Origin of the sequence: Ramlibacter humi, assembly GCF_004681975.1 — a bacterium.
Lineage (GTDB): Bacteria > Pseudomonadota > Gammaproteobacteria > Burkholderiales > Burkholderiaceae_C > Ramlibacter > Ramlibacter humi.
Genome location: NZ_SMLK01000001.1, coordinates 500,437 through 525,270, shown reverse-complemented (window position 1 = coordinate 525,270; position 24,834 = coordinate 500,437). Strand labels below are relative to the sequence as shown.

25 protein-coding genes are annotated in these 24,834 nt (G+C 70.0%); 7 read left to right on the top strand and 18 right to left on the bottom strand.

Features of this window, described 5'->3' with window-relative positions; translation table 11 throughout:
- Nucleotides 1-5: 5 nt before the first annotated feature.
- Together EZ216_RS02510 and EZ216_RS02505 are read right to left on the bottom strand one after the other, a co-directional pair.
- Complete coding sequence (locus EZ216_RS02510; protein ID WP_167772808.1) at nt 6-782, bottom strand: PIN domain-containing protein; 777 nt, start codon at nt 780-782, stop codon at nt 6-8.
- Nucleotides 779-1,063 carry a hypothetical protein gene (locus EZ216_RS02505; RefSeq protein ID WP_135247996.1) on the bottom strand — a complete coding sequence of 95 codons (285 nt, stop codon included), beginning with the start codon at nt 1,061-1,063 and terminating at the stop codon, nt 779-781. The genes EZ216_RS02510 and EZ216_RS02505 overlap by 4 nt, the downstream gene beginning before the upstream one ends.
- A gap of 169 nt (nt 1,064-1,232) precedes the next feature.
- Here EZ216_RS02505 and EZ216_RS02500 point away from each other — a divergent pair, with 169 nt between their 5' ends.
- The 3 genes from EZ216_RS02500 (at nt 1,233) to EZ216_RS02490 (ending at nt 4,624) form a co-directional block, all read left to right on the top strand.
- Entirely contained in the window at nt 1,233-1,493 is a 261-nt protein-coding gene (locus EZ216_RS02500; protein ID WP_135247995.1) for a type B 50S ribosomal protein L31, read from the top strand.
- A gap of 87 nt (nt 1,494-1,580) precedes the next feature.
- Nucleotides 1,581-3,272, top strand: a complete 1,692-nt coding sequence (locus EZ216_RS02495; protein ID WP_135247994.1) for a glycosyltransferase family protein — start codon at nt 1,581-1,583, stop codon at nt 3,270-3,272.
- The gene (locus EZ216_RS02490) at nt 3,272-4,624 is read left to right on the top strand and encodes an MATE family efflux transporter (protein ID WP_135247993.1); all 1,353 of its coding nucleotides are present in this window, start codon (nt 3,272-3,274) and stop codon (nt 4,622-4,624) included. The genes EZ216_RS02495 and EZ216_RS02490 overlap by 1 nt, the downstream gene beginning before the upstream one ends.
- Here the strand turns inward: EZ216_RS02490 and phoR are convergent.
- From phoR to pstS, 7 genes are all read right to left on the bottom strand, one after another.
- Complete coding sequence (gene phoR, locus EZ216_RS02485; RefSeq protein ID WP_135247992.1) at nt 4,572-5,930, bottom strand: phosphate regulon sensor histidine kinase PhoR; 1,359 nt, start codon at nt 5,928-5,930, stop codon at nt 4,572-4,574. The two genes, EZ216_RS02490 and phoR, sit on opposite strands and share 53 nt — an antisense overlap.
- An 8-nt stretch (nt 5,931-5,938) precedes the next feature.
- A complete protein-coding gene (phoB, locus tag EZ216_RS02480) occupies nt 5,939-6,655 on the bottom strand; it encodes a phosphate regulon transcriptional regulator PhoB (protein WP_135247991.1) in 717 nt (238 codons plus the stop codon).
- Between the two features lie 7 nt (nt 6,656-6,662).
- Nucleotides 6,663-7,364, bottom strand: coding sequence for a phosphate signaling complex protein PhoU (gene phoU / locus EZ216_RS02475; RefSeq protein WP_135247990.1), 702 nt, complete (start codon nt 7,362-7,364; stop codon nt 6,663-6,665).
- 74 nt (nt 7,365-7,438) lie between these two features.
- Nucleotides 7,439-8,215, bottom strand: a complete 777-nt coding sequence (gene pstB / locus EZ216_RS02470) for a phosphate ABC transporter ATP-binding protein PstB (protein ID WP_135247989.1) — start codon at nt 8,213-8,215, stop codon at nt 7,439-7,441.
- Nucleotides 8,216-8,227: 12 nt separating this feature from the next.
- A complete protein-coding gene (gene pstA, locus EZ216_RS02465; protein ID WP_135247988.1) occupies nt 8,228-9,130 on the bottom strand; it encodes a phosphate ABC transporter permease PstA in 903 nt (300 codons plus the stop codon).
- Entirely contained in the window at nt 9,127-10,089 is a 963-nt protein-coding gene (gene pstC / locus EZ216_RS02460; RefSeq protein WP_135247987.1) for a phosphate ABC transporter permease subunit PstC, read from the bottom strand. Before pstC ends, pstA begins: the two co-directional genes overlap by 4 nt.
- A 133-nt stretch (nt 10,090-10,222) precedes the next feature.
- On the bottom strand, nt 10,223-11,260 hold the full coding sequence (gene pstS / locus EZ216_RS02455; protein WP_135247986.1) for a phosphate ABC transporter substrate-binding protein PstS: 1,038 nt from the start codon (nt 11,258-11,260) through the stop codon (nt 10,223-10,225).
- A gap of 172 nt (nt 11,261-11,432) precedes the next feature.
- On the opposite strand from pstS, the gene EZ216_RS02450 reads away from it, so the two are divergent.
- The 4 genes from EZ216_RS02450 (at nt 11,433) to EZ216_RS02435 (ending at nt 15,095) form a co-directional block, all read left to right on the top strand.
- Nucleotides 11,433-11,915, top strand: a complete 483-nt coding sequence (locus EZ216_RS02450) for a fasciclin domain-containing protein (RefSeq protein ID WP_135247985.1) — start codon at nt 11,433-11,435, stop codon at nt 11,913-11,915.
- Between the two features lie 32 nt (nt 11,916-11,947).
- A complete protein-coding gene (locus EZ216_RS02445) occupies nt 11,948-13,090 on the top strand; it encodes an ABC transporter substrate-binding protein (RefSeq protein ID WP_135247984.1) in 1,143 nt (380 codons plus the stop codon).
- Between the two features lie 61 nt (nt 13,091-13,151).
- Nucleotides 13,152-14,633 carry a Ppx/GppA phosphatase family protein gene (locus EZ216_RS02440; protein ID WP_135247983.1) on the top strand — a complete coding sequence of 494 codons (1,482 nt, stop codon included), beginning with the start codon at nt 13,152-13,154 and terminating at the stop codon, nt 14,631-14,633.
- A gap of 66 nt (nt 14,634-14,699) precedes the next feature.
- Complete coding sequence (locus tag EZ216_RS02435; protein WP_135247982.1) at nt 14,700-15,095, top strand: hypothetical protein; 396 nt, start codon at nt 14,700-14,702, stop codon at nt 15,093-15,095.
- Nucleotides 15,096-15,099: 4 nt separating this feature from the next.
- On the opposite strand, the gene EZ216_RS02430 is transcribed toward EZ216_RS02435, so the two are convergent.
- From EZ216_RS02430 to folP, 9 genes are all read right to left on the bottom strand, one after another.
- The gene (locus EZ216_RS02430) at nt 15,100-15,561 is read right to left on the bottom strand and encodes a SixA phosphatase family protein (protein ID WP_135247981.1); all 462 of its coding nucleotides are present in this window, start codon (nt 15,559-15,561) and stop codon (nt 15,100-15,102) included.
- A complete protein-coding gene (gene ppk1, locus EZ216_RS02425; RefSeq protein ID WP_135247980.1) occupies nt 15,552-17,657 on the bottom strand; it encodes a polyphosphate kinase 1 in 2,106 nt (701 codons plus the stop codon). Before ppk1 ends, EZ216_RS02430 begins: the two co-directional genes overlap by 10 nt.
- A 36-nt stretch (nt 17,658-17,693) precedes the next feature.
- Nucleotides 17,694-18,776 carry a glycosyltransferase family 4 protein gene (locus EZ216_RS02420; RefSeq protein ID WP_135247979.1) on the bottom strand — a complete coding sequence of 361 codons (1,083 nt, stop codon included), beginning with the start codon at nt 18,774-18,776 and terminating at the stop codon, nt 17,694-17,696.
- Nucleotides 18,776-19,651 carry a UDP-2,3-diacylglucosamine diphosphatase gene (locus EZ216_RS02415; protein ID WP_135247978.1) on the bottom strand — a complete coding sequence of 292 codons (876 nt, stop codon included), beginning with the start codon at nt 19,649-19,651 and terminating at the stop codon, nt 18,776-18,778. Before EZ216_RS02415 ends, EZ216_RS02420 begins: the two co-directional genes overlap by 1 nt.
- A 6-nt stretch (nt 19,652-19,657) precedes the next feature.
- Entirely contained in the window at nt 19,658-20,482 is an 825-nt protein-coding gene (locus EZ216_RS02410) for a GNAT family N-acetyltransferase (protein WP_135247977.1), read from the bottom strand.
- A gap of 98 nt (nt 20,483-20,580) precedes the next feature.
- Nucleotides 20,581-21,330, bottom strand: a complete 750-nt coding sequence (locus EZ216_RS02405) for an alpha/beta fold hydrolase (RefSeq protein WP_135247976.1) — start codon at nt 21,328-21,330, stop codon at nt 20,581-20,583.
- Nucleotides 21,327-22,340: a M14 family zinc carboxypeptidase gene (locus EZ216_RS02400; RefSeq protein WP_239024255.1), complete on the bottom strand. Its 1,014-nt coding sequence runs from the start codon at nt 22,338-22,340 to the stop codon at nt 21,327-21,329. Before EZ216_RS02400 ends, EZ216_RS02405 begins: the two co-directional genes overlap by 4 nt.
- 312 nt (nt 22,341-22,652) lie before the next feature.
- Entirely contained in the window at nt 22,653-23,987 is a 1,335-nt protein-coding gene (gene glmM, locus EZ216_RS02395) for a phosphoglucosamine mutase (protein ID WP_135247974.1), read from the bottom strand.
- The gene (gene folP / locus EZ216_RS02390; protein ID WP_135247973.1) at nt 23,987-24,832 is read right to left on the bottom strand and encodes a dihydropteroate synthase; all 846 of its coding nucleotides are present in this window, start codon (nt 24,830-24,832) and stop codon (nt 23,987-23,989) included. The genes glmM and folP overlap by 1 nt, the downstream gene beginning before the upstream one ends.
- Nucleotides 24,833-24,834: the final 2 nt, after the last annotated feature.

Genomic DNA, 24,834 nt, shown 5'->3' with positions numbered 1-24,834 from the left:
GCCGTTCAGCGCTTGCGGGTCGCGTCCAGCGTCACGGACGCGATCACCTCTTCCCACTTCTTGTGCGCGCCGCGCGCCACGGCGCGCGTGCCCGGGAACGATGCCTTCAGCAGGCGCACCTGGCTCATCTTCGCCGGGTCCAGCGTCTTCCACTTGCCCGATTCCTCCACGCCGTTGCGGCTGCGGCCCCTGGTCTGGAAGAAGTTGAGCCGGCGCTCGCCGCCGATCAGGCCGTAGTCGTGAGGTTCGCCCTCCTTGGGGCGGCCTTCGTAATGGAACGAGATCAGGCGCCTGTGCGCGATGGCTTCGCGCAGGACTTCGTCCACTGCCTCGGGCGTGGAAGCCTGCAGGTAGGCGGTGGACGGCTCGTGAATTTCGCGCCGGAACGGATTCACGATCTCCACACCGGCAATGGTGCGGCCATGCTGCATGTCCTCGGAATACACGGTCGAACAGCCTGCCTGCGCCGCGCTGAGGACGATGACCGCGTCCCAGTAGTGCATCGAGTGCTGCTGGTGCAGGTCGATCGCTCGAAGGACCAACTCCGGCGTGATGGTCACGATTTCATTGGCCGACAGGTCGAGAACCGCGGCCGCCGCTTCCTGCTGCGTCAGCATCCGCTTGCGCAGGACCGTGGTGTAGAACTCCTGCAGCACCTGCGTGCTGAGAACAAGCGTGCGACTGGCCGATGGCTCACGAAGCAGCCGCTGGGCAATTGGGCGCTTGACCGGCTCTCGCCGGTCCACGGCGTACACGAGGATGTTGGAGTCGGCGAAGATCACTTCTTGCCCGCCAGCCAGGTCCTGAGCCGGTGGTTCATCACGTCCTCGTACAACTTCTCGCGGCCTTCCCAGGCGGGGCCTTCGGTATCCCGCGGCGGCAACGCGTCGATGCGGGCCATCATGTCATCGAAGCGGCGCAGGCGCTCTTCGTAGGTGTCCACCTTCGCGTATTGCTCGATCGCCTTGCGGCAGATCTCGTTGATGCTGGTGCCCTCGTTCGCGGCCCGCGCGCGCGCCGCCCGCAGCAGGGCGTCGTCGATGGAGAGGGTCAGGTTGGCCATGCGCCCACTTTACACGGGTTACGTGCAACGAACCCCTCAAACGGATGGGAACCCGCCGCCGCGATGGCCGTTCATGCCCTCTTTGAAGGTAGAATGCCGGGTTTTCCGCGGAAAGTAGCCTGGAATCGTCCGGGGCCGGCTGCCGCAGCGACCGAGAAGAGGAATCACCATGGCCAAAGAAGGCATCCACCCCAACTACCGCGAAGTGCTCTTCGTGGACCTGTCCAACGGCTTCAAGTTCGTCACGCGTTCGTGCGTCCCGACCCGCGAAATGGGCAAGACGGACGACGGCCGCGAGCTGCCGCTGTACAAGCTGGACACCTCCAGCGAGTCGCACCCGTTCTACACGGGCACCCAGAAGTCGGTGAACGACATGGGCGGCCGCGTCGACAAGTTCTTCAAGAAGTTCGGCAAGACCGCCGCCAAGTAAGCGCGTCTACCGCCGGCAAAAAGGCAGCCCGGGCGACCGCGCTGCCTTTTTTCTTGGCCCGCCGCCCCGCATGACACACTCGCGCGCGTGAACCAGCCCACCCCCGCGATCGTCGCCCAGAGCGCCGTGCGGCGGCTGCCGCGCGCGGCGCTGCTGCTGTTCTGCGCGGCGTACGTCGTGCCGGGCTTCGTGGGCCGCGACCCGTGGAAGAACGCCGACGTCACGGCGTTCGGCTACATGCACGAACTGGCGCTGGGCGGCGCCAACTGGCTGGCCCCCACGCTGCAGGGCCAGCCGCCGGAATTCGACGCGCTGCTGCCTTACTGGCTGGGTGCGTGGGCGATGCGCCTGGCACCCGGTTTCGTGCCGGGCGATTTCGCCGCCCGCCTGCCCTTCGTCGCGCTTCTCGTGCTGGCGCTGCTGGCCGCCTGGTACGGCATCTACTACCTGGCCCGCACGCCGCGCGCGCAGCCCGTGCCTTTCGCCTTCGGCGGCGAGGCGCAGCCCAAGGACTACGCGCGCGCCATCGCCGACGGCGGCCTGCTGGCGCTCATCGGCTGCCTGGGACTGGCGCAGCTCTCGCACGAAACCACGCCGGCGCTCGCCCAGCTGGGCTTCACCACGCTGGCCTTCTACGGCATGGCCGCGCTGCCGCTGCGCATCGCCATGCCCTCCGCCGCCGTGGTCATCGGCCTGGCGGGACTCGCCCTGAGCGGCGCGCCCACGACGGCGGTGCTGCTGGGCCTGGGCGGGGCATTCGTCACCGCGGTCGATCCGGCCACCAATGGCGAGAGAACGCTTTCGCGCTGGCCCTGGGTCGCGCTGATGCTCGCCACCGCCATCGCCGCCGCCCTGCTCGCCAGTGCCCTGGACCTCTGGCGATGGCGGTTGATGTCTTCCGCCGAACCGCGCGACTGGCGTGCGCTGGGCAAGCTCCTGCTGTGGTTCACCTGGCCGGCCGGCCCGCTGGCGGCCTGGACGGTCTGGCGCTGGCGCCGCCAGCTGGGGGCGCGTCACGTGGCGCTGCCGCTCTGGTTCGCGCTGGTGGCCATCGCGTCCACCGTGCTCACGCGTTCGTCCGACCGCTCGCTGCTGCTGGGCCTGCCCGCGCTGGCCACCCTTGCGGTCTTCGCGCTGCCCACGCTGCGCCGCGCCGTCTCTTCGCTCATCGACTGGTTCACCCTGCTCTTCTTCTCCGGCTGCGCGGTGGTGATCTGGGTCGTGTGGATCTCCATGCAGACGGGCGTGCCGGCCAAGCCCGCCGCCAACGTCGCGCGGCTCGCACCCGGCTTCGAACCCAGCTTCTCGCTCATCGCTTTCGCGGCCGCGCTGGCGGGCACCATCGCCTGGGGCTGGCTGGTGAAGTGGCGCACCGCGCGCCACCGCGCCGAGATCTGGAAGAGCCTGGTGCTGCCCGCCGGCGGCGCCGCGCTGTGCTGGCTGCTGCTGATGACGCTGTGGCTGCCGGTGCTCGACTACGCGCGCAGCTACTCGGCCGTGGTGCGCGGCGTCACGCAGGCCATGCCTGACGGCGGCTGCGTGGAAACCTTCGGCCTCAACCGCGGCCAGTTCGCGGCCTTCCGCTACCACGGCAGCCTGGACCTGCGCGCGGCGGCCACGACGGCCGAATGCCCCTGGCTGCTGATGCCTTCCGAGCTGCAACCCGCCGCCAGCGCCGCGCTGGACATGAAGCAGTGGCGCCTGGCCGCCACCGTGCGGCGTCCCACCGACGCGCGCGACAACGTCCTGCTGTTCTCGCGCGAACCGCGGGCGCGCTGATGTCCGAGCGCGGGACCATCGCCCGCCATGCGGGCACAGTGTTCGTCGGCCAGCTGGCCACGATGGCTTTCGGCGTCACCGACACGGTCATCGCCGGCCGCTACGCGCCCGAGGCGCTGGCCACGCTGTCGGTGGGCTCCGCCGTCTTCATCACCGTCTTCGTCGCGCTGCAGGGCATGGTGCAGGCGCAGTTGCCCATCTGGGCCGAACTGCGCGGCGCGGGCCGCGGCGGCGAGGTCGGCCGCTCCGTGCGCCAGGCGCTGTGGTTCGGCCTGGCCGCGGTGGCGATCGGCCTGGTCGCTCTGCTCTCCCCCGGCCCGCTGCTGCATTGGGCGCAAGTGCCGCCGGCGCTGCAGGCCAGGGTGCAGGACTACCTCGCGATCCTGGCCCTGGCCTTGCCGCCGGCGCTGCTGTTCCGCGGCTTCTCCACGCTGAACCAGGCGCTGGGCAAGCCGGTGCTGGTGACGTGGCTGCAGGCGGTCTCGCTCGCCGCGAAGGTGCCGCTGTCGCTGTGGCTCACGTTCGGCGGCCTGGGCGTGCCCGCCCTCGGCCTGGCCGGCTGCGCGTGGGCGACGGTCATCGTCTACTGGCTGCTGGTGGGCCTGGCGGTCTGGTTCCTGCGGCACAGCCCGCTGTACAGGCCCTACGCCATCTGGGCACGCGTCGAACGCCCGGACTGGGCCGTGCTGCGCGCCTTCGCGCGCCTGGGCGTGCCGACCGCGCTGGCGGTGATGGTGGAAGTCACCTCGTTCACGCTGATGGCGCTGTTCATCGCGCGGCTCGGCACCGTCGCGGCGGCCAGCCACCAGGTGGCGGCCAACCTCACCGCGGTGCTGTACATGATGCCGCTGTCGCTGGGCCTGGCCACCAGCTCGCGCGTGAGCTACTGGCTGGGCGCGCGCGACGAGCGCATGGCCCGCGCCGCGCTGTGCACCGGCCTGCAGCTGGCGCTGATGCTGTCGTGCGGCAGCGCCCTGCTCATCGCGCTGGCGCACGGCCACGTGGCTCGCCTCTATGCGGGCGACAACCCGGCGGTCGTGGAAGTCGCGGGCCACCTGCTGCTGTGGGTCAGCGTGTACCACGTGGCCGATTCCACGCAGGCGCTGTGCGTGTTCCTGCTGCGCAGCTACGGCGTCGCGGGCCGGCCGCTGGTGGTCTATTGCGTGCTGCTGTGGGGCGTGGGCCTGGGCGGCGGCTACCTGCTGGCCTACCAGGGCGTCGGGCAGTGGGCGCCGATGCGGTCGCCGGCCGCCTTCTGGGCCGCGGGGGCCGTGGCGCTGGCGCTCACGGCCGCGGCCTTCATGGCGCTGCTGTGGCGGGTCGTGCGCTCGCGTCGTTCGCCGCCCGCCTGACCATGCGCAGGCGCGCGGCGGGAAAGGCGATGGCGAAGGTCGATCCCGCGCCCAGCGTGCTGTCGATGCGCAGCTCCGCGCCGTGGCGCTGCACCACGTGCTTGACGATCGCCAGCCCCAGGCCGGTGCCGCCGGTTTCGCGCGAGCGGCTGCGGTCCACGCGGTAGAACCGCTCGGTCAGGCGCGGCAGGTGTTCCGGCGCGACGCCAGGGCCCGTGTCGCGCACCGCGAACTCCGCGCGCCCGTCCGCCAGCGCCCGCCACACCACCTGGATGCGGCCGCCGGCCGGCGTGTAGCGCACCGCGTTGCTCACCAGGTTGGACATGGCGCTGAGCAGCTCGCTGGGCGAGCCGGCCAGTTCCGCGTCTTCCGCGACGTCGAAACTGAATTCGTGCGTGGCCTTGCCCAGCACCGCCGATAGCGCGCGGGCTTCCTGCTCGCACTGCGTCATGAGCTGCCGCACCGGCGTCCAGTCGCTCAGGCCCGGCAGCGGGCTGCCTTCCAGCCGCGACAGCGTGAGCAGGTCGCTCACCAGCGTCTGCATGCGCTGCGCCTGCTGCGCCATCAGGTCCAGGTAGCGCGCCCTGTCCACCTCGGGCAGCGGCAGGTTCTGCAGCGTCTCGATGAAGCCGCCCAGCACCGTCAGCGGCGTGCGGATCTCATGCGACACGTTGGCGACGAAGTCGCGCCGCATCGCCTCGGCCTGTTCCACCGAAGTGACGTCGCGCGACAGCAGCAGCTTGCGGCCATGGCCGTACGGATGCAGCTGCACCGACACGCGCAGCGGCCGCGAAGGCGAGCTGTCGCGCCCCGTCACGACGACGTCGCGCGAGTAGTCGGCCTGCCCCTGGTAAGCCGCGAACGCCGGGTCGCGCAGCAGGTTTCCGATCAGCTGCAGCAGGTCGCGCTGCGGGTCGATGCCCAGGTGCGCGCCGGCGGTCTCGTTGCACCACTCGATGCGGCCCTCCGCGTCCAGCAGCACCACGCCGTTGGGCGAAGCCTGGATGGCCGCGAGGAACGCCTGCAGCCTTTCGCCGGCCTCCTGCGTGGCGCGGTCGCGCGCGCGCAGCGCCTTGCGCACCCGCTCGCCGGACTCGCCCCACAGGCCCGAGCGCACCGGCACCTCGCTTTCGGCGCCGCGGCGCAGCCAGCGCAGGAAGCGCGCGGCCCGCAGCAGGTCGAACACGAACCACGTGACGCCACCCAGGATGATGCCGACCTCCGCGCCCGCGTCGCCGGCCAGCCACCAGCCGGCGAGGCCGCCCACCAGCTGGCAGAACAGGAAGCTGGCGACGCGCCAGAACATGGGCGGGTTCAGCCTGCCGTGCGGACGGCGGCGGGTTGCGGTTGCGCGGTCAGGCGGTAGCCCGCGCCGCGGACGGTTTCGACCATGGTGCCGGCCAGGCCCAGCGCTTCGCGCAGGCGCTTGACGTGCACGTCCACGGTCCTCTCCTCGATGAACACGTGGTCGCCCCACACCTTGTCGAGCAGCTGCGAGCGGCTGTGCACGCGCTCGGGGTGCTTCATCAGGTAGTTGAGCAGCTTGAACTCGGTCGGGCCCACCTTCAGCGGCTGGCCGCGCCAGTTGACGCGATGCGTGGCCGCGTCCAGCACCAGTTCGCCGATGGTCACGGTCTCCGCGTCCTGCTCCGGCGCGCGGCGGCGCAGCACGGCGCGGATGCGTGCCAGCAGTTCCTGCGTGGAGAACGGCTTGGTGATGTAGTCGTCGGCGCCGGCGTCCAGCCCGGCCACCTTGTCCGGTTCGTCGCCGCGCGCGGTCAGCATCAGGATCGGGATGGCCTTGGTGCGCGAGGACGAGCGCCACTTGCGCGCCAGCGCCAGGCCGCTCTGCCCGGGCAGCATCCAGTCCAGCAGGATCACGTCGGGCAGCACGGCGTCCAGCTCGCGCTGGGCCGAGTCGCCGTCTTCCGCCCACACCGGCTGGAAGCCGTTGTGGCGCAGGTTCACGGCCACCAGTTCGGCGATGGCGGGTTCGTCCTCGACGACCAGGACGCGGGGCACGTTCTTCATCGTTGCTTCACTGCAGGGCCGATTCGATCTGCGCCATCGAGCTGTGGCGCACGTCTTCGCCCTTGACGACGTAGATGATGAATTCGGCGATGTTCTTGGCGTGGTCGCCGATGCGCTCCAGCGCCTTGGCCAGGAACAGCAGGTCCAGGCTGGGCGAGATGGTGCGCGGGTCTTCCATCATGTAGGTGATCAGCTTGCGCACGAAGCCGTCGAATTCCTTGTCGATCAGGTCGTCCTCTTTCAGGATCGACAGCGCGGTGGCCGTGTCCAGGCGCGCGAAGGCGTCCAGCGCCTTGCGCAGCAGGCCCGAAGCCAGGTCGGCCGCCACGCGCAGTTCCGAAGCCGGCAGCGTGCGCGAATTGCCGCTGTCGATGATGGAACGCACCATGCGGGCGATCTTCGCCGCCTCGTCGCCCACGCGCTCCAGGTTGGCGGTGGTCTTGGAGATCGCCATCAGGAGGCGCAGGTCGCGCGCCGTGGGCTGGCGGCGTCCGATGATGGAAGCCAGCTCGCGGTCGATGTCCACTTCCATCGAGTTGACGCGGGTCTCGGTTTCCAGGACCTGCATCGCCGCGTCGGCGTTGAACTGCGCCAGCGCATAGACGGCCTGGCGGATCTGCGACTCGACCAGCCCGCCCAGCTCCATCACGCGGGACGAAACGCCGTTGAGCTCGCTGTCGAACTGGGTGCTGAGGTGTTTGTCAGGCATGGTTCGCTCCTTCTCCCGTTCGCCCTGAGCCTGTCGAAGGGCTTCGACAGGCTCAGCCCGAACGGGTATTTGCTTCAGCCAAATCGGCCAGTGATGTAGTCCTCGGTTTCCTTGCGCTTGGGCTTGAAGAAAATCTGCTCGGTCTCCCCCACCTCCACCAGGTCGCCCAGGTACATGTACGCCGTGTAGTCGCTGCAACGCGCGGCCTGCTGCATGTTGTGCGTGACGATGACCACCGTGTAATCGTCCTTCAATTCGGCGATCAGCTCCTCGATCTTCGCGGTGGAGATCGGGTCCAGCGCCGAGCAGGGCTCGTCCAGCAGCAGCACTTCGGGCTTGATGGCGATGCCGCGCGCGATGCACAGGCGCTGCTGCTGGCCGCCCGAAAGGCCGGCGCCGCTCTGGTCCAGCTTGTCCTTCACCTCGTTCCACAGCGCGGCCTTGCGCAGTGCCCATTCCACGCGCTCGTCCATGTCGCTGTTGCTCAGGTTCTCGAACAGGCGCACGCCGAAGGCGATGTTGTCGTGGATGGACATCGGGAACGGCGTGGGCTTCTGGAACACCATGCCGACCTTGGCGCGGATCAGCGCCACATCCTGCTTCGACGTCAGCAGGTCCTCGCCGTCCAGCACGATCTCGCCTTCGGCGCGCTGCTCGGGGTACAGCTCGTACATGCGGTTGAAGGTGCGCAGCAGCGTGGACTTGCCGCAGCCCGAGGGGCCGATGAAGGCGGTGACCTTCTTCTCCGGGATGTCCAGGTTGATGCCCTTCAGGGCGTGGAACTTGCCGTAGTAGAAGTTCAGGTTCCTGACCGAAAGCTTGGGACGCTGCGCGATGGCGGTGGCGGTCATGTCGCTCTTTCCTTAGATCTTGGTACGCGTCAGCACGCGCGCGAGGATGTTCAGCCCCAGCACGGCCAGCGTGATGATGAAGACGCCGGCCCACGCGAGCGACTGCCAGTTCTCGTACGGGCTCATCGCGAACTTGAAGATGGTCACCGGCAGGCTGGCCATGGGCTCGCCCAGGCTGGAGGTGAAGAACTGGTTGTTCAGCGCGGTGAACAGCAGCGGCGCGGTTTCGCCGCTGATGCGGGCGACGGCCAGCAGCACGCCCGTCACCACGCCGGCGCGGGCGGCGCGCAGCGTGATGCTCATGATCACGCGCCACTTCGGCGTGCCCAGCGCGTAGGCCGCTTCGCGCAGGCCCGCGGGCACCAGCGCCAGCATGTTCTCGGTGGTGCGGATCACCACCGGGATCACGATCAGCGCCAGCGCCACGATGCCGGCGGCGGCCGAGAACTTCCTGTACTGCGCCACGACCACGGCGTAGACGAACAGGCCGATGACGATGGAAGGCGCCGACAGCAGGATGTCGTTGACGAAGCGCGTCAACGAGCCCAGCCAGCCCTTGTGGTCGTACTCGGCCAGGTAGATGCCGGCCATGATGCCGATGGGCGTGCCGACGAAGGTGGCCAGCGTCACCATCAGAAACGAGCCCCACAGCGCGTTGGCGATGCCGCCCGCCTCGTTGGGCGCGGGGGTCATCTCGGTGAAGGTGGCCCAGGCCAGGCCGCCGACGCCCAGGCGCACGGTCTCGACCAGGATCCAGATGAGCCAGAACACGCCGAAAGCCATGGCGGCCAGCGACAGCGCCAGCGCGACCTGGTTGGTGCGCTTGCGCGAGGCGTATTTGCGCTGCGCGACGGCGGCCGCGTCGGCCTCGCGCAGCAGGCGCGCGCCGGTGCCGGAAGAAGCGGGCGCGTTCATGCGCGCGCTCCCTCGCCCTTGCGCAGGCGAGCCAGCAGCACCTTGGACAGCGACAGCACGACGAAGGTGATGAAGAACAGGACCAGGCCCAGGTACATCAGCGCCGCCTGGTGCAGGCCGCTGGCGGCCTCGGCGAACTCGTTGGCCAGGGCCGAGGTGATGGAGTTGGCCGGCGCGAACAGCGACAGCGAATCCAGCTGGTTGAAGTTGCCGATGACGAAGGTGACGGCCATGGTCTCGCCCAGCGCGCGGCCCAGGCCGAGCATCACGCCGCCGATGACGCCGCCCTTGGTGTAGGGCAGCACGACCTTGAAAACCACTTCCCAGGTGGTGGAGCCCAGCGCGTAGGCCGACTCCTTGAGCATGGGGGGCGTCACCTCGAACACGTCGCGCATCACGGCGGCGATGAACGGGATGATCATGATGGCCAGGATGATGCCGGCCGACAGGATGCCGATGCCCACCGGCGGGCCCGACACCAGCGCGCCCAGGATGGGCACGCCGCTGAACACGGCCTGCAGCGGCTGCTGCACGAAGGTCGCCAGGATGGGGCCGAACACCAGCAGGCCCCACATGCCGTACACGATGGAAGGCACGGCGGCCAGCAGCTCGATGGCGGTGCCCAGCGGGCGCTTCAGCCAGGCGGGCGACAGTTCGGTGAGGAAAAGCGCGATGCCGAAAGAAACCGGCACGGCGATGATGAGCGCGATGAGAGAGGTGGCCAGCGTGCCGTAGATCATCACGAGGCCGCCGAACTCGCCGGCGACCGGGTCCCACACGCTGCTGGCCAGGAAGCCCAGGCCGTACTTCTGGATGGCGGGCCAGGCGCCGCTGACCAGCGAGCCCAGGATGCCCAGCAGCAGGGCCAGGGTGAGCAGCGCCGCGCCGCGGGCCGCCCAGCCGAACAGCCGGTCGACCAGCGCGTTGGCGCCCCTGCCGCGGCCGGGCGGAGGAGTCATCTCCCGCTCGCCGCCGCGCGCCGCTCGCGCTGGAAACGTGGCCTCATGGGCCGGAAGTGTAGAGGACACGTCGGGCCCCTCCAGGATCGTTTTCGTCGCCGCGGCGGCATCGCTGCCGCCGCGGATGGCCGTCTTACTTGAAGGCGACGGTCTTGCCCGAACCGTCCTTGATCTCGGTGGACCACAGCTTGTCGATCTGCTGCTTCACCGCGGCCGGCATCGGCACGTAGTCCAGGTCGTCGGCGGTCTTGTCGCCGTTCTTGTAGGCCCAGTCGAAGAACTTCAGCACGGCGGCGGCCTGCTGCGGCTTGTCCTGCACCTTGTGCATGAGGATGAAGGTGGCGCCGGTGATGGGCCAGCTCTCGGCACCGGGCTGGTTGGTCAGGATCTGGTAGAAGCTCTTGCTCCAGTCGGCGCCCGCGGCGGCGGCCTTGAAGGCCTTGTCTTCCGGCGCGACGAACTGGCCGGCGGCGTTCTGCATGAGCGCGTACGTCATCTTGTTCTGCTTGACGTAGGCGTACTCGACGTAGCCAATGGCGTTGGGCAGGCGGCCCACGAAGGCGGCGACGCCCTCGTTGCCCTTGCCGCCGGCGCCCGTGGGCCAGTTGACGGCGGTGCCCTCACCCACCTTGCTCTTCCACTCGGCGTTCACCTTGGAGAGGTAGTTGGTGAAGATGAAGCTGGTGCCCGAGCCGTCGGCGCGGCGCACCGGCGCGATGGCGGCGTCCGGCAGGTTCAGCGACGGGTTCAGCGCCTTGATCGCCGGGTCGGTCCACTTGGTGATCTTGCCCAGGTAGATGTCGCCCAGCACCTGGCCGTTCAGGCGCAGCTGGCCGGGGGCGATGCCCTTGATGTTCACGACCGGGATCACGCCGCCGATGACGGTGGGGAACTGGATCTGGCCTTTCTTGGCCAGCTCGTCGTCCTTCAGGGGCGCGTCGGAGGCGCCGAAGTCCACGGTCTTGGCGTCGATCTGGCGGATGCCGGCGCCCGAGCCCACGGACTGGTAGTTGATCTTGGCGCCGGTGGCCTTGTTGTAGTCGGACGCCCACTTGGCGTACAGCGGCGCCGGGAAGCTGGCGCCGGCGCCGGTGATTTCCTGGGCGGCGGCCAGGCCGGCGAACGAGACGGTGGCAAGGCCGATGGCGGCCAGGCGGAGGGTGGTGTTCATCGCTTCGAAGTCCTCTTTGGATGGGAACTGCCGCGGATTCTGGAAACGGTCCATGACAACCCTGTGACACAGCCCCACGCGGCGAAATGCGCGTCATCCGGCCGTCACCAATCTGTCACGGCCTGTCACTACGCTCCGCGCCGAACCCAACACACCCTGGAGGATGAAGAAGATGACCACCCGCCGACTCGCCCTTGCCGTGATCGCCGCCGCCGCGCTGGCCACCGGCTGCGCCACCACGTCCGCCCCGGTTTCCGTGGCCGACACCATCGCCCGCGACCCGGAGCTGAGCACCCTGAACGGCCTGGTCCAGAAGGCCGGCCTGGCCGACTCGCTGAAGTCCGGCGGCCCCTACACCGTGTTCGCGCCGACCAACGAAGCCTTCAAGGCCGTGCCGGCCAAGACCATGGAAGAGCTGTCGCACGACCCGGCCAGGCTGAAGGCCGTGCTGCAGTACCACGTGCTGCCCGCCAAGGTGACCTCATCGGAGGTCAGCAACAAGAACGCCAAGACCGCCCAGGGCGGCGAGCTGGCCCTGTCGAAGTCGGGCACGTTCGTGACCGTGGAAGAAGCGATGGTGCAGCAGGCCGACATCACGGCGACCAACGGCGTGGTCCACACCGTGGACCGCGTGCTGATGCCCCCGCGCCGCTGACCGGCCGCCGAGACCAGCAAGGGAGGCCCGCCATGCCCCTGCGCGATGCGTTCGCGCTGCGCCGCCGTGCGCTCGTCGTTTCCACCGCGGCGGCGCTGACTGCGCCCGCCGTGCTCGCCCAACCCGGCCGCCCGGGCGGCAAGCCGATCGCGGTCGCGCAGCTCGCCGACATGTCGCCGCAGCAGCAGGACGTCTCGCGCGACTTCCTGGTCGGCTCGCGCGCGGCCTGGCAGGACATCAATGCCAAGGGCGGCGTGCACGGCCGGCCGGTCCAGCACCTGTCGCTGGAAGTCGACGGCTCCGCCGCCGCCGTGAAGGCCGCCCTCGCCTCGGCGCGCGACAACGCGGCCTGCGTCGCCTTCTCGGGCACCTGCGGCGACCCGGTGGCCGGCGAGCTGGTCGCCCAGCTGCGCGCCGACAGCACCGCCCTGGCCCACGCCGCGCCCTGGCTGCAGAACTCCAGCCTGGACGTGGACGAGCGCACCTTCCCCATCTTCGCCGCGCGGCAGGAGCAGATCGGCCATGCGCTGAAGTCGCTGACGCTCGTCGGCGTGCGCGACCTGGCCGCCATCTACGCCACGCCGGCCGACTGGCGCCTGTACCGCGAGGACGTGGAGCGCAGCTCCTCCGCCATCGGCATGAAGCTGCAGAGCTTCCGTGCAGAAGGCAACCTGTCCAAGCTGGCGCAGCGCCTGAACGCGGCCACGCCGCCGATCGTGCTGTTCGTCGGCGGCACGCCGGAACTGATCGAATTCACGCAGGCGCTGGAGAAGCAGCCGCGCCAGCGCTACGTCATCGCGCTGGCCGACGTGAACATGCAGACGCTGCAGCAGCTGGGCGGCGCGCGCAACAACACGGCGGTGATCGCCACGCAGGCGGTGCCGCTGGTGACGGCCAGCATGCCGGTGGTGCGCAACTACCGCGACACGCTGGCGCGGCTGTTCGACGAGCCGCCCTCGCCGCTGTCGCTGGCCGGCTTCATCGCCGCGCGCTACACGTACGAAGTGCTGAACGACATCGACGGCGCCATCACGCGCTCTTCGGTGCTGGCCGCGTTCCAGCGCCGCGGCGCGCTGGACGTGGGCGGCTTTCGCGTCGCCTTCGATTCGCGCCGCCGCAGCGTCGCGTTCGTCACGCAGAGCATGCTGACCCAGGATGGCCGTCTCGTGGGCTGAGCCCGCGGCGGCCGTGCGGCGGCCCGCGCGCGGGCCCGCCGTTTGCTATGCTGGACCGCGAATGGACAATGGGATTCTCCTGGCCGCGGTCGACCTCGGCTCCAACAGTTTTCGGCTGGAGATCGGCCGCTTCGACCACGGGCAGATCCAGCGCGTGGAGTACCTGAAAGAAACGGTGCGCCAGGGCGCGGGCCTGGACGAAGCGCGCAACCTCACGCCCGAAGCGATGCAGCGCGGGCTGGATTGCCTGGCCCGCTTCGCCGAGCGGCTGGCCGGCTTCAAGCGCCGCCAGGTGCGCGCGGTGGCCACGCAGACGCTGCGCGAAGCGCGCAACCGCGACGAATTCCTCGCCCGCGCGCACAAGGTGCTGGGCTTTCCCATCGACGTGGTGTCCGGCCGCGAGGAAGCGCGCCTCATCTACGAAGGCGTGGCGCGCCTGCTGCCGCAATCGGACGAGCGCCGGCTGGTGGTGGACATCGGCGGCCGCTCCACCGAGCTGATCCTGGGCCACGAGTTCGAGGCGCTGGAAACCGAGAGCTACCGCGTGGGCAGCGTCGCCTGGTCGATGCGCCATTTCCCGCAAGGCGATTTCACCGCCGCGGCCTTCGAGCGCGCGGAAGTCGCCGCGCAAGCCATCCTGGACGAAGCCGCGGGCCGCTATGCGCCGGACGGCTGGGACGTGGCTTACGGCTCCTCCGGCACGCTGGGCGCCATCGGCGACATCCTGCTGGCCGCCGGCTGGAGCGACATCTCGCGCGACGGCCTGGCCTGGCTGAAAGCGCAGCTGATCTCGGCGCGGCACGCCGACCGCGTGCGGCTGGAAGGCCTGAAGGACGACCGGCGCGCCGTCATCGGCGGCGGCCTGTCGGTCACGCTGGCGGTGTTCGACGTGCTGGGCATCGACCACATGCAGGCGGCCGCCGGCGCGCTGCGGCACGGGGTGCTGTACGACCTGCTGGACCGCGAGCAGACGGCGGGCGACGTGCGGTCCAGCACCGTGCAGCGCCTGGCATCGCGCTTCGGCGTCGACCTGGCGCAGGCGCGCCGCGTGGGCGACACCGCCGCGGCGCTGCAGCGGCAGCTGATGGCGGGCGAGCGCGACACCGAGCTGCTGCGGCGCCAGGAACGCAAGCTGCGCTGGGCCGCGATGCTGCACGAGATCGGCAGCCTGATCTCGCACAGCGACTACCACAAGCACGGCGCCTACATCCTGGACAACGCCGACGCGCCGGGCTTCGACCAGGCCGAGCTGCACCGGCTGGGCATGCTGGTGCTGGGCCACCGCGGCAAGCTGCGCAAGCTGGACCTTCAGCTGGAAGACGAACCGTTCGTGCGGCAGCTGATTTGCCTGCGCCTGGCGGTGATCCTTTGCCACGCCCGCCGCGATCCGGACCTGCAGGGCCTTTCGCTGCGGATCCAGGGCCGCACGGCCGCCCTGTCGGTGCGGGCCGACTGGCCTGCCCGCTACCCGCAGTCGGCCCACCTGCTGCGCGAGGAGGTCCTGGCGTGGCAGAAGACCGAGTGGGGCCTGGCGCTGTCATAAAAATCCGGGGGGTGGCGGTCTAAACTGTATATACCGTTTCCCACGAACGACCCCGAGGAGGACACCATGGCCACCACCCGCAAGACCACGACCACCGCGCGCAAGCGCCCTGCCCCCAAGACCGCGGTGAAGCCGGCGGCCAGACCCGCCGCCGCCCCGGCCAAGGCTCCCAAGCCCGCCGCCAAGCCTGCTCCGCAGAAAGCCGCCAAGCCCGCGAAGGCCCCCAAGGCCGACAAGCCGAAGAAGCCCAAGCTGGTGCGCGACAGCTTCACCATCCCCAAGGCCGAATACGCGGTGCTCGAGGAACTGAAGGCGCGCGCCGCCAAGGCCGGCGCGCCGTCGAAGAAGAGCGAAGTGCTGCGCGCCGGCATCAAGGCGCTGGCCGCGTTGTCCGATGCGGCCTTCGCCGCGGCGATGAGCGCCGTGCCGGCCGTGAAGACCGGCCGTCCGGCCAAATCCTGAGCGACTAAGCCGCGTCCGGCGACTGCACGGCGACGACGATCGTCTGCCGGTCGCCGGCCCGTTCGCGGGTGCGCAGCCACCACGCGCTGCCCTTGCGCACCGCGCAGCTGCCGCCCGTGATGTCCATCAGCGAGGCGACCAGTTCGCCCAGCACCGGCTGGTGGCCCACCAGCACCACCGGCTGCCGCGCCACCGGCCACTGGGCCACTTCCAGCAGCTGCTGCACGGTGGCATCGGGCGCGAGTTCGGCCCGCACCTTGTACTTGCGCCCCAGCGCCAGCACGGTCTGCTCGCAGCGCCGCGCCGGGCTGCACAGGATGCGCGCGCCGTCCGGCAGCTGGCGGTCCAGCCAGGCGCCGATCCGCGCGGCCTGCTTCTCGCCGCGCGGCGTCAGCGACCGCTGCAGGTCGTCGGCGCCGTCCACCGGATCTTCGGCCTCGGCGTGCCGCCACAGGATCAGGTCCACAACACCTCCTCGGCCGTACGGCCCCGACCCTGGTAGCGCGCCATCAGCGCGGATTGCGCGCCGTGCCCCTTGGGCTGCTCGGCGCCCTTCACGCGCCGGTACTGCCCGTCTTCCATCAGGTCCCAGGCGTCGCGGTTGTCGTGCAGGTACGCGACCAGGCATTCGTCGATGATGCGCTGGCGCAAGTGCGGATCCAGCACCGGCCAGGCCAGCTCGATCCGCCGCAGCATGTTGCGGTTCATCCAGTCGGCGCTGGAGAGGTACAGCTCCTCGTCGTGCCCGGCGCTGAAATAGAACACGCGCGAGTGCTCCAGGAAGCGCCCGATGATGGACCGCACCCGGATGTTCTCGGTCAGCCCCGGCAGGCGCGCGGGCAGCATGCAGGCACCGCGCACGATCAGGTCGATCTTCGCGCCGTGCCGCCCCGCGCGCACCAGCGCGTTCATCAACAGCTCGTCGGTCAGCGCGTTCATCTTCAGCACGATGCGCGCCGGCAGCCCGCGCGCGGCCGCCTCGCCCATCACGTCGATCTTCTCGATCAGCCGCCGGTGCAGGTGGAAAGGCGCCATCAGCGCCAGGTTCATCCGCGGCAGCTTGGTCTGGCTGGCCAGGTGCACGAAGATCGCTTCGATGTCCGCGGTGAGTTTCGGGTTGGCCGTGAGGTGGCTGATGTCGGTATAGAGGCGCGCCGTGCGCGTGTTGTAGTTGCCCGTGGACAGGTGCGCGTACCTCACCATGTGCCGCCCCTCGCGCCGCGTGACCAGCAGCATCTTGGCGTGCGTCTTCAGGCCCACCACGCCGTACACCACCTGCGCGCCGATGGACTCCAGCTGCTCGGCCCAGTTGATGTTGGCTTCCTCGTCGAAGCGGGCCTTCAGTTCCACCACCGCCATCACTTCCTTGCCGCGCCGCACCGCCTCGCGCAGCAGGTCCATCAGCGCCGAATCGGAGCCGGTGCGGTAGATGGTCTGCTTGATGGCGAGCACCGAAGGATCATTCACCGCCTCGCGCAGGAAAGCGAGCACGCCGTCGAAGCTTTCGAACGGCTGGTGGATCAGCACGTCGCCCCGCTTCAGCTGCTCGAAGATGGGCGTGCCCGGCTGCAGCCCCGAGGGGTACGAAGGACTGTACGGCGGGAACAGCAGGCGCGGCGCGTCGACCAGGTCGATCAGCTGCTGCAGCCGAACCAGGTTCACCGGCCCCGGCACGCGGTACAGCGCGCCCGGCGGCAGGCCGAACTGCTGCAGCAGGAAGCTGGCGAGGAACTCCGAGCAGCCGGACGACACCTCCAGCCGCACCGCCTGGCCGTAGTGCCGATGCTGCAGGCCCAGCCGCAGCGCGGTGCGCAGGTTGCGCACGTCGTCCTCGTCCACCGCCAGGTCGGAGTGGCGCGTCACGCGGAACTGCGAGAACTGCCCCACCTCGCGGCCGGGAAACAGGCTCTGCAGGTGCGCGCGGATCACGCTGGACAGCGACACGAACAGCGCCTTCTTGCCCGACACCTTGGCCGGCATGCGGATCAGCCGCGGCAGCACGCGCGGCACCTTGACGATGGCGATCTCGTTCTCGCGGCCGAAGGCGTCGGCGCCGCCCAGCCGAACGATGAAGTTGAGCGACTTGTTGGCCACCTGCGGGAAAGGGTGCGCCGGGTCCAGCCCCACCGGCACCAGCAGCGGCCGCACCTCGCGCTCGAAGTACTCGACCACCCAGCGGCGCTGCGCGGCGTTGCGGTCGCCATGCGAGACGATGGCGATGCCTTCCCTGGCGAAAGCCGGTGTCAGCTCGTCGTTGAACAGCACGTACTGCTGCTCCACCAGGCGGTGCGCGGCAACGGACAGCGCTTCGAAGCTTTCGGCGGTGTACAGCCCCTTGCGCTCGCCGTTCTGCACCGCGGTCAGGTGCGGCGCGGCGCGCACCTCGAAGAACTCGTCCAGGTTCGAAGACACGATGCACAGGTAGCGCAGCCGCTCCAGCAGCGGCACGTCCTTGCGCCGTGCCCAGTCCAGCACCCGCTCGTTGAAGGCGAGGATGCTGTGGTCACGGTCCAGAAACGGGATCTCCGTGCCTTCGGGCGCGGGTTTGGCCGCCGGTGTCATCGATTGGTTGTCATATGACGCAATGATGACGAGTGTTCACGTCCCGGATGACAGTTTCGTGACGCTCATCGGCAGCGGCCGGGCCGCTTTTGCGGGCACCAGATGGCCGGCGAAGACCCGCGCGGCATGCGACCAGCTGAAGTCTTCGGCGCGGCGGCGGGCTTCGGCGCGTGGCACGGCCAGCGCGGCGTGGCACGCCTGCGCGAGGTCCTCATCCATGGCGCCGCCCAGCGGGCGGTCTTCTTCCGGATGCCGGCGGCCCAGCACTTCCAGCGGTCCATCCACCGGGTAGGCCGCCACCGGCGTGCCGGTGGCCATCGCCTCCACCATCACCAGGCCGAAAGTGTCTGCATGGCTGGGGAACACGAAAACATCGGCCGCACCGTAGAGCTGGGCCAGCACGTCGCGCGGCAGCAGCCCGACCCAGCGAACTTCCGGGAACCGGGCCTTGAGCGAAGCCTCCACAGGGCCTACACCGCACACCACCTTGCTGCCGGGCAGCGGCGTGTCCAGGAAAGCCTGGATGTTCTTCTCGTAAGACACGCGGCCGACGAACAGCCACACCGGACGCGGCAACTCGCCGAGCTGCGGGAAGATGCCCGGCCGCTCGCGCAAGCCGAACAGCGAGGTGTCCACGCCGTGGGTCCACTCGCGCAGGTTGGAGAAGCCGCGCCGCTGCAGCATCTGCAGCACGCTGTGCGTGGGCACCATCACGCCCGACGAGGGCCGGTGGAAGTGGCGGAACAGCGCGTAGCCCCAGGACACCGGCACCTTGACCGCCGCGTTCACGATCTCCGGGAACTTGGTGTGGAACGCGGTGGTGAAAGCCAGCCCGTTCTTCAGGCAGTACTTGCGCGCGGCCCAGCCCAGCGGGCCTTCGGTCGCGATGTGGATCGCGTCCGGCTGAAATGCGTCCAGCTTGCGCACCACGTCGGGGTACGGCCGCACGGCCAGGTCGATGCCCTTGTAGCCCGGACAGGGCCGCGTGCGGAACTGGCTGGGCTCGACCACCAGCATCTCGTGCCCTTCGGCGGCCAGCTCGCGCTGCAGCTCGACGAGCGTGGTGACCACGCCGTTGACTTGCGGTTTCCAGGCGTCGGTGACGAGGGCGATCTTCATCAGGCGGTCTCCAGGGTTTTACGCGGAATCCCGGGATGGCGGCCGGGAACGGGATGGTCGACGGCGCCCCACTGCACCAGCTCCAGCCGGCCGTCCAGGTGTTCCACCAGCGCGGTGCGGCTCTCCACCCAGTCGCCGTCGTTGCAGTAGAGGATGCCGTTCACCTCGCGCATCTCGGCGCGGTGGATGTGGCCGCAGACCACGCCGTCGTGGCCGCGCCTGCGCGCTTCGGCGGCGACGGCTTCCTCGAAGCTGTTCACGTAGTTCAGCGCCCGCTTCACCTTGTGCTTCAGGTAAGCGGACAACGACCAGTACGGCAGCCCCAGCCAGCCGCGCAGGCGGTTCAGGTGCCGGTTCACCTTCAGCGTGAACTCGTAGAGGTGGTCGCCGACGTGCGCCAGCCACTTGGCGCACTGCACCACGCCGTCGAACAGGTCGCCGTGCAGGATCCACAGCTGCTTGCCGCCGGCGGTGGTGTGCACCGCCTCTTCCATCACCTCGATGCCGCCGAACGCGTGGCCGGCGAACTGGCGCGCGAACTCGTCGTGGTTGCCCGGCACGAACACCACGCGGCAGCCCTTGCGCGCGCGGCGCAGCACCTTCTGCACCACGTCGTTGTGCGCCTGCGGCCAGAACCATCGGCGGCGCAGCGCCCACCCATCGACGATGTCGCCGACCAGGTACAGCGTCTCGGAAGGATGGTGCTTGAGGAAGTCCAGCAGCGCCGCGGCCTGGCAGCCGGGCGTGCCCAGGTGAATGTCGGAGACGAACACCGCGCGCAGGCGGGGCGTCTCGGCTTCGTCGTCGGGGATGTCCGCAGCGCCGGAGGCGACACCTCCAGCCAGTGAACCGAAGGTGTCGAGGGCGTCGCGCATGGAACGTCAGCGTCCGAGGAAGTGCTTGCGGTAGCGCGGGGGCAGGTCGGCGATGCGCATCAGCATCGGCAGGTCCGCCGTGTTGAAGTCCGGGTCCCAGGCCGGCGCGCCCAGCACCTTGGCGCCCAGGCGCAGGTAGCCCTTGATCAGGGCGGGCGGTTCCACCGGCAGCGTGTCGTCCAGCCGCTCCACCGGCAGCGGCAGGCGCGGGCGCACGTGGTATTCGATCGGCGCGAGGTGCGTCTCGCGCACCTGCCGCCAGATGCTGGCCGCGGCGTGGCCGCTGACCACGCCTTCGTGCAGCATCGGGATGCTGGCGCAGCCGATCATGGTGTCCAGCTGGTTGCGCACCATGAACTCGGCCAGCGCACCCCACAGCGCCAGGATCACGCCGCCATGGCGGTGGTCCGGGTGCACGCAGCTGCGGCCCAGTTCCACCATGCGCTCACGCAGCGTGCGCAGCCGCGTGAGGTCGAACTCCGTGTCGCTGTAGGTGCTGCCGACGCGGCGCGCCTGCGCGGGCGTCAGCACGCGGTAGGTGCCCACCACTTCGCCGCTGGCGCTGTCGCGCACCAGCAGGTGCTCGCAGAAGTCGTCGAACAGGTCCACGTCGTGGCCGGGCACGGGCGTGTCCAGCCGGGCGCCCATCTCGCCCGCGAAGACGTCGAACCTCAGGCGTTGCGCCTGGCGGACCTCGTCGGCATGGCGGGCCCAGGCCACCGTAACCGCGCCACGCTCAGCCGCAGGCTGCGCTGGATCAGGTCGATGAAGCGACCCCCGGGGCAGCGAGACCGGTGAAAGCGGCATCGTCGGGTTGGGCAGTTCGTTCACGCTCATCCTCCTGCTGTACGGATGTGCGGCAGTGTGCAAATCCACAGTGACTCGCCCATGGCAGAGCCGTGGCAGTTCGGTGACAGCCGCGCCGCGCCTCAGCGCGCGAAGGAGCGCCCCGCTTCCGCCGCTTCGCGCAGCACCCACAACGGGTCGTCCAGCGGCAGGTCGTGGCCGGCCCAGGGGTGCAGCTTCAGCGGCAGGCTCCAGCGCGCGGCCAGGCGGCGCGAGCATTCCGGCGACACCAGCCGGTCGCCTTGCGATGCGAGCAGCACGATGGGCACCGCGGGCGCTTGACGCGGCGCACTCCATCGGGCCGCGGCCCACAACTGCCGCACCGCGTTGCCGGGCGCGACCGGGTGCTGGCGCGCCAGCACCGCCCAGCCGCGCGCGGCGCCCGCGTGCGATTCGGACCGCGCGCTGGTCATGCGCAGCACGCGCTGCTCGCGCTCGACGGCGTTCAGTCCGGGCAAGGCCAGGCGGCCCAGCACGGGCCAGTTGTGCGGCTGCAGCCGCTGCCACGGCCAGCTGGCACCGCCGGCGCTGGTGTTGATGAGGACACAGCCGGCCAGCTCCTGCGGTGCGGTGCGCGCCCATTCCAGCGCGACCATCGCGCCCAGCGACATCGCGACGACGACGGTGGGCTCCTCTCCTGCGGACCACGACCGGCGCATGCAGGCGAGCGTCGCAGCCACCGTCGCTGGGCTACGCTCGCGCCACAGCTCGCCGTTGCCCGGCAAGTCCAGGCAGCGCACCGGCTCGCCGGTGCGGCGCGCCAGCGCCGAGGCAAACCCGCCCCAGTGGCCCGATTCGCGGGCCAGGCCCCGAAGCAATAGCCAACGCCTCATGACGGGCGGTACCAGCGTTCGAGCGCGCGATGGCGCAAGGCCCCGCGCTGCGCTTCCGCGGGCAGCCAGCGCGCCGAACCGATGGCGGCGCGCACCAGGAATTCCAGCAAGGGGAAGTGCCGCCGCAGCACGCGCTCGTGCCGGTGCGCCAGCATCGGGTTGAAGATGCCGGAGCGCGAAAACAACTGGCGCGGGTTTTTCTTCACCCACAGCCACGAGCCCATCTCCAACGTCAGCGGCAGGAACACTGTCCGCGGCGAAGCGCGCAGGTACAGGTGGTCCCACAGGTCGCCGTGCGCCAGGTACTGGCGGCTTTGCGGTTCGAAGACATACGGATGGTTGGGATGGCTGCTCTCCAGGATGGCGTGCAAGGCTTCCAGTTCCGCCAGGTGGCCGATCGGCCGCGCGGTATGGGCGAACGGAAACCACAGGCGGTCGTGCAGGCCGAAGCCGGAGTGGCAGTCGATCGCCAGGCTGAAAGGCCGCGGATGCAGTTCGCGTTCCACCACGGCACAAAGCGCGGCGCTCTCCGGCTCCATGGTCGCGCCCGCACGGCCCCGGTACCAGGGCAGGCCCGCGCTGAGACGCTGGCCGCCCACCATCGGCGCGACGCGGTCCTTCGCCTCCACCGGCGAGTTGCGCATCAGGTCCACGCCGGCCGGGTTGGCGCGCGTGTGGCGCAGCGTGCCGCCGGGGTTCACGAGCGGCATGAACACCAGGCGCACGCATTCCAGCTGCCGGTGCAGCGTGTCGTCCCAGGAAAGGCGCGCCAGCAGGCTCTGCAACCATGCGATGACCACCTGCGCGCCGATGCGCTCCAGCCCGTGCACGCCGCCGAAGAAACCGACTGCGGGCGCTTGCGGCGATGACGTGCCCAAGGCGATCTCGTACACGGGCAGCACCGGCTCGCCTGCGCAATCGGTGCAGCGGATTTCCACCCCCGGTGGCGCGCCGTCGAGCAGGCGCTCGAGCACGGTGAGTTCGGCAGGCGGACGGGGATGCTCGGGCACGGAAGGCCAGCCTAGCGCCGCCGTGTGACACGGATTTGTCATGCGCGCGCGGCAGCATGCGCCTCATGCGCCTGCCGCCTCATCCCTTCGCGATCGCCGCCGCCCTGCTGGCGGGCCTGGGCGAACTCGCCGCCTTGCAAGGCTGGCGGCTGCGCCGCCGCTTCGCGCGACGCTAATCCATCAACGTCATCCCTGCGGAGGCAGGAATCCATGGCGTCCGCATTCGCGGACTGCCAGGGACGGGAGCGGTGGATTCCCCGCCTCCGCGGGGATGTCGGGAACTGCGGGAGATGTCGGGAAGTGCCGTGGGACTTAACCCGCCTGGATGGCGTCGGCCAGGCGCTGCGCGCCCTGCTTCGCCAGCGCCTCGTCCTGCGCTTCGACCATGACGCGCACGACGGGCTCGGTGCCGCTGGGCCGGATGAGGATGCGGCCGCGGCCGTCCAGGCTTTTCTCCAGCGCCGCCTGCGCGGAAGGCAGGCCTTTCGCCAGCTGCCAGTCCTGGCCCTTCTGCAGGCGCACGTTGACCAATGTCTGCGGGTAGAGCTTCACGTCTTCCAGCAGCTTGCCCATGGTCTTGCCGCTGCGCGCGCAGGCCTTGAGCACCTGCAGCGCGCTGACCAGGCCGTCGCCGGTGGTGTGCTTGTCCAGCGCCAGCAGGTGGCCCGAGCCTTCGCCGCCCAGCAACCAGCCGCGCTTGCCCAGTTCCTCCAGCACGTAGCGGTCGCCGACCTTGGCGCGGACGAAGTCGATGCCGCGTTCGCGCAGCGCCACTTCCACCGCCATGTTGGTCATCAGCGTGCCGACGGCGCCGGGCACCTTCTCGCCCGCGGCCAGGCGGTCCATCACCATCAGGTACAGCAGCTCGTCGCCGTTGTACAGGCGCCCCGCGCGGTCGACCATCTGCAGCCGGTCGGCGTCGCCGTCCAGCGCGATGCCGAAGTCCGCGCCCTGCTCACGCACGGCCTTCACCAGCGTTTCGGGATGCGTGGCGCCGCAATCGCGGTTGATGTTCTGGCCGTCGGGCGAGACGCCGATGGCGCGCACATCCGCGCCCAGCTCGTGGAACACCTTGGGCGCGATGTGGTACGCCGCGCCGTTGGCCGCGTCCACCACGATGGACAGCCCGCGCAGCGTCAGGTCGTTGGCGAACGTGCTCTTGCAGAACTCGATGTAGCGGCCCGCCGCGTCGTCCAGCCGCTTGGCCTTGCCCAAGGTGGCGGAGTCGGCCCACGAAGGCGGCTGGTCCAGCATCGCCTCGACGTCCAGTTCCCACTGGTCGGGCAGCTTGCTGCCCTGCGCGCTGAAGAACTTGATGCCGTTGTCGGCGAACGGGTTGTGGCTGGCGCTGATGACCACGCCCAGGCTGGCGCGTTGCGCGCGCGTGAGGTACGCGACGCCCGGCGTGGGCAGGGGGCCCAGCAGCATGACGTCGACGCCGGCCGAGTTGAAGCCCGATTCCAGCGCGCTTTCCAGCATGTAGCCCGAGATGCGCGTGTCCTTGCCGATCAGCACCAGCGGGCGGTCTTCCTTGCGCTTGAGCACGCGGCCCACCGCGTGCGCCAGGCGCAGCACGAAATCCGGCGTGATCGGCGACTGGCCGACCGTGCCGCGGATCCCGTCGGTGCCGAAATATGTCCTGCTCATCAGGCTTTTTCCCTTCCCTGTTCGATGGTTGGCGCGGCCGCCCAGACTTTCAGGGCCGCCGCCGTCTCGCGCACGTCGTGGACGCGGACGATGCGGGCGCCGCGCTCGACGGCCAGCAAGGCCGCCGCGACGCTGGGCACGAGGCGCTCCTCCACCGGCAGCCCGGTGGCCTGGCCCAGCGACGACTTGCGCGACCAGCCTATCAGCAAAGGATAGCCGCCCAGCAATTCCCGCTGGCGGGACAGTAACGCGAAGTTCTGCGCCGGGGTCTTGCCGAAGCCGATGCCGGGATCCCAGCAGATGCGGGACCGCTCCACGCCGCGCGCCACCAGCGCCGCCGTTTGCCGGTCCAGGAACCCGCGCACCTGCGACACGGCATCGCCTTCCATCGGCGAGCGCTGCATGGTCTGCGGCTCGCCGTGCATGTGCATCAGGCAGACGCCGCACGACGCATGGGCTGCCACGGCGTCCAGCGCGCCGGGCTGCCGCAGCGCCCAGATGTCGTTGACGATGTCCGCGCCCAGGTCCAGCACGCGGCGCATCACCTCGGGCTTGTACGTGTCCACCGAGATGGGCACGCCGAACCGCACCGCGCCCTGAACCACCGGCACGACGCGCCGCAGCTCCTCTTCCAGCGGCACCGGCGGCGTGCCGGGCCGGGTGGACTCGCCGCCGATGTCCAGCAGCTCGGCGCCGCCGTGCAGCAGGCTTTCGCAATGCGCCAGCGCCGCCCCGGCGTCGCCCAGCCGCCCGCCGTCCGAGAACGAATCGGGGGTGACGTTGACGATGCCCATCACCCGGGGGCGCGAGAGATCGATGCGAAAGCGCGACGTCTGCCAGTGCATGG

Bases quoted from the DNA above. Each gene is read 5' to 3' on its own strand.
- EZ216_RS02505 (WP_135247996.1), bottom strand. From the start codon at position 1,063: ATGGCCAACCTGACCCTCTCCATCGACGACGCCCTGCTGCGGGCGGCG.
- EZ216_RS02500 (WP_135247995.1), top strand. From the start codon at position 1,233: ATGGCCAAAGAAGGCATCCACCCCAACTACCGCGAAGTGCTCTTCGTG.
- EZ216_RS02490 (WP_135247993.1), top strand. From the start codon at position 3,272: ATGTCCGAGCGCGGGACCATCGCCCGCCATGCGGGCACAGTGTTCGTC.
- phoR (WP_135247992.1), bottom strand. From the start codon at position 5,930: ATGTTCTGGCGCGTCGCCAGCTTCCTGTTCTGCCAGCTGGTGGGCGGC.
- phoB (WP_135247991.1), bottom strand. From the start codon at position 6,655: ATGAAGAACGTGCCCCGCGTCCTGGTCGTCGAGGACGAACCCGCCATC.
- phoU (WP_135247990.1), bottom strand. From the start codon at position 7,364: ATGCCTGACAAACACCTCAGCACCCAGTTCGACAGCGAGCTCAACGGC.
- pstB (WP_135247989.1), bottom strand. From the start codon at position 8,215: ATGACCGCCACCGCCATCGCGCAGCGTCCCAAGCTTTCGGTCAGGAAC.
- pstA (WP_135247988.1), bottom strand. From the start codon at position 9,130: ATGAACGCGCCCGCTTCTTCCGGCACCGGCGCGCGCCTGCTGCGCGAG.
- pstC (WP_135247987.1), bottom strand. From the start codon at position 10,089: ATGACTCCTCCGCCCGGCCGCGGCAGGGGCGCCAACGCGCTGGTCGAC.
- pstS (WP_135247986.1), bottom strand. From the start codon at position 11,260: ATGAACACCACCCTCCGCCTGGCCGCCATCGGCCTTGCCACCGTCTCG.
- EZ216_RS02450 (WP_135247985.1), top strand. From the start codon at position 11,433: ATGACCACCCGCCGACTCGCCCTTGCCGTGATCGCCGCCGCCGCGCTG.
- EZ216_RS02445 (WP_135247984.1), top strand. From the start codon at position 11,948: ATGCCCCTGCGCGATGCGTTCGCGCTGCGCCGCCGTGCGCTCGTCGTT.
- EZ216_RS02440 (WP_135247983.1), top strand. From the start codon at position 13,152: ATGGACAATGGGATTCTCCTGGCCGCGGTCGACCTCGGCTCCAACAGT.
- EZ216_RS02435 (WP_135247982.1), top strand. From the start codon at position 14,700: ATGGCCACCACCCGCAAGACCACGACCACCGCGCGCAAGCGCCCTGCC.
- ppk1 (WP_135247980.1), bottom strand. From the start codon at position 17,657: ATGACACCGGCGGCCAAACCCGCGCCCGAAGGCACGGAGATCCCGTTT.
- EZ216_RS02420 (WP_135247979.1), bottom strand. From the start codon at position 18,776: ATGAAGATCGCCCTCGTCACCGACGCCTGGAAACCGCAAGTCAACGGC.
- EZ216_RS02415 (WP_135247978.1), bottom strand. From the start codon at position 19,651: ATGCGCGACGCCCTCGACACCTTCGGTTCACTGGCTGGAGGTGTCGCC.
- EZ216_RS02405 (WP_135247976.1), bottom strand. From the start codon at position 21,330: ATGAGGCGTTGGCTATTGCTTCGGGGCCTGGCCCGCGAATCGGGCCAC.
- glmM (WP_135247974.1), bottom strand. From the start codon at position 23,987: ATGAGCAGGACATATTTCGGCACCGACGGGATCCGCGGCACGGTCGGC.
- folP (WP_135247973.1), bottom strand. From the start codon at position 24,832: ATGCACTGGCAGACGTCGCGCTTTCGCATCGATCTCTCGCGCCCCCGG.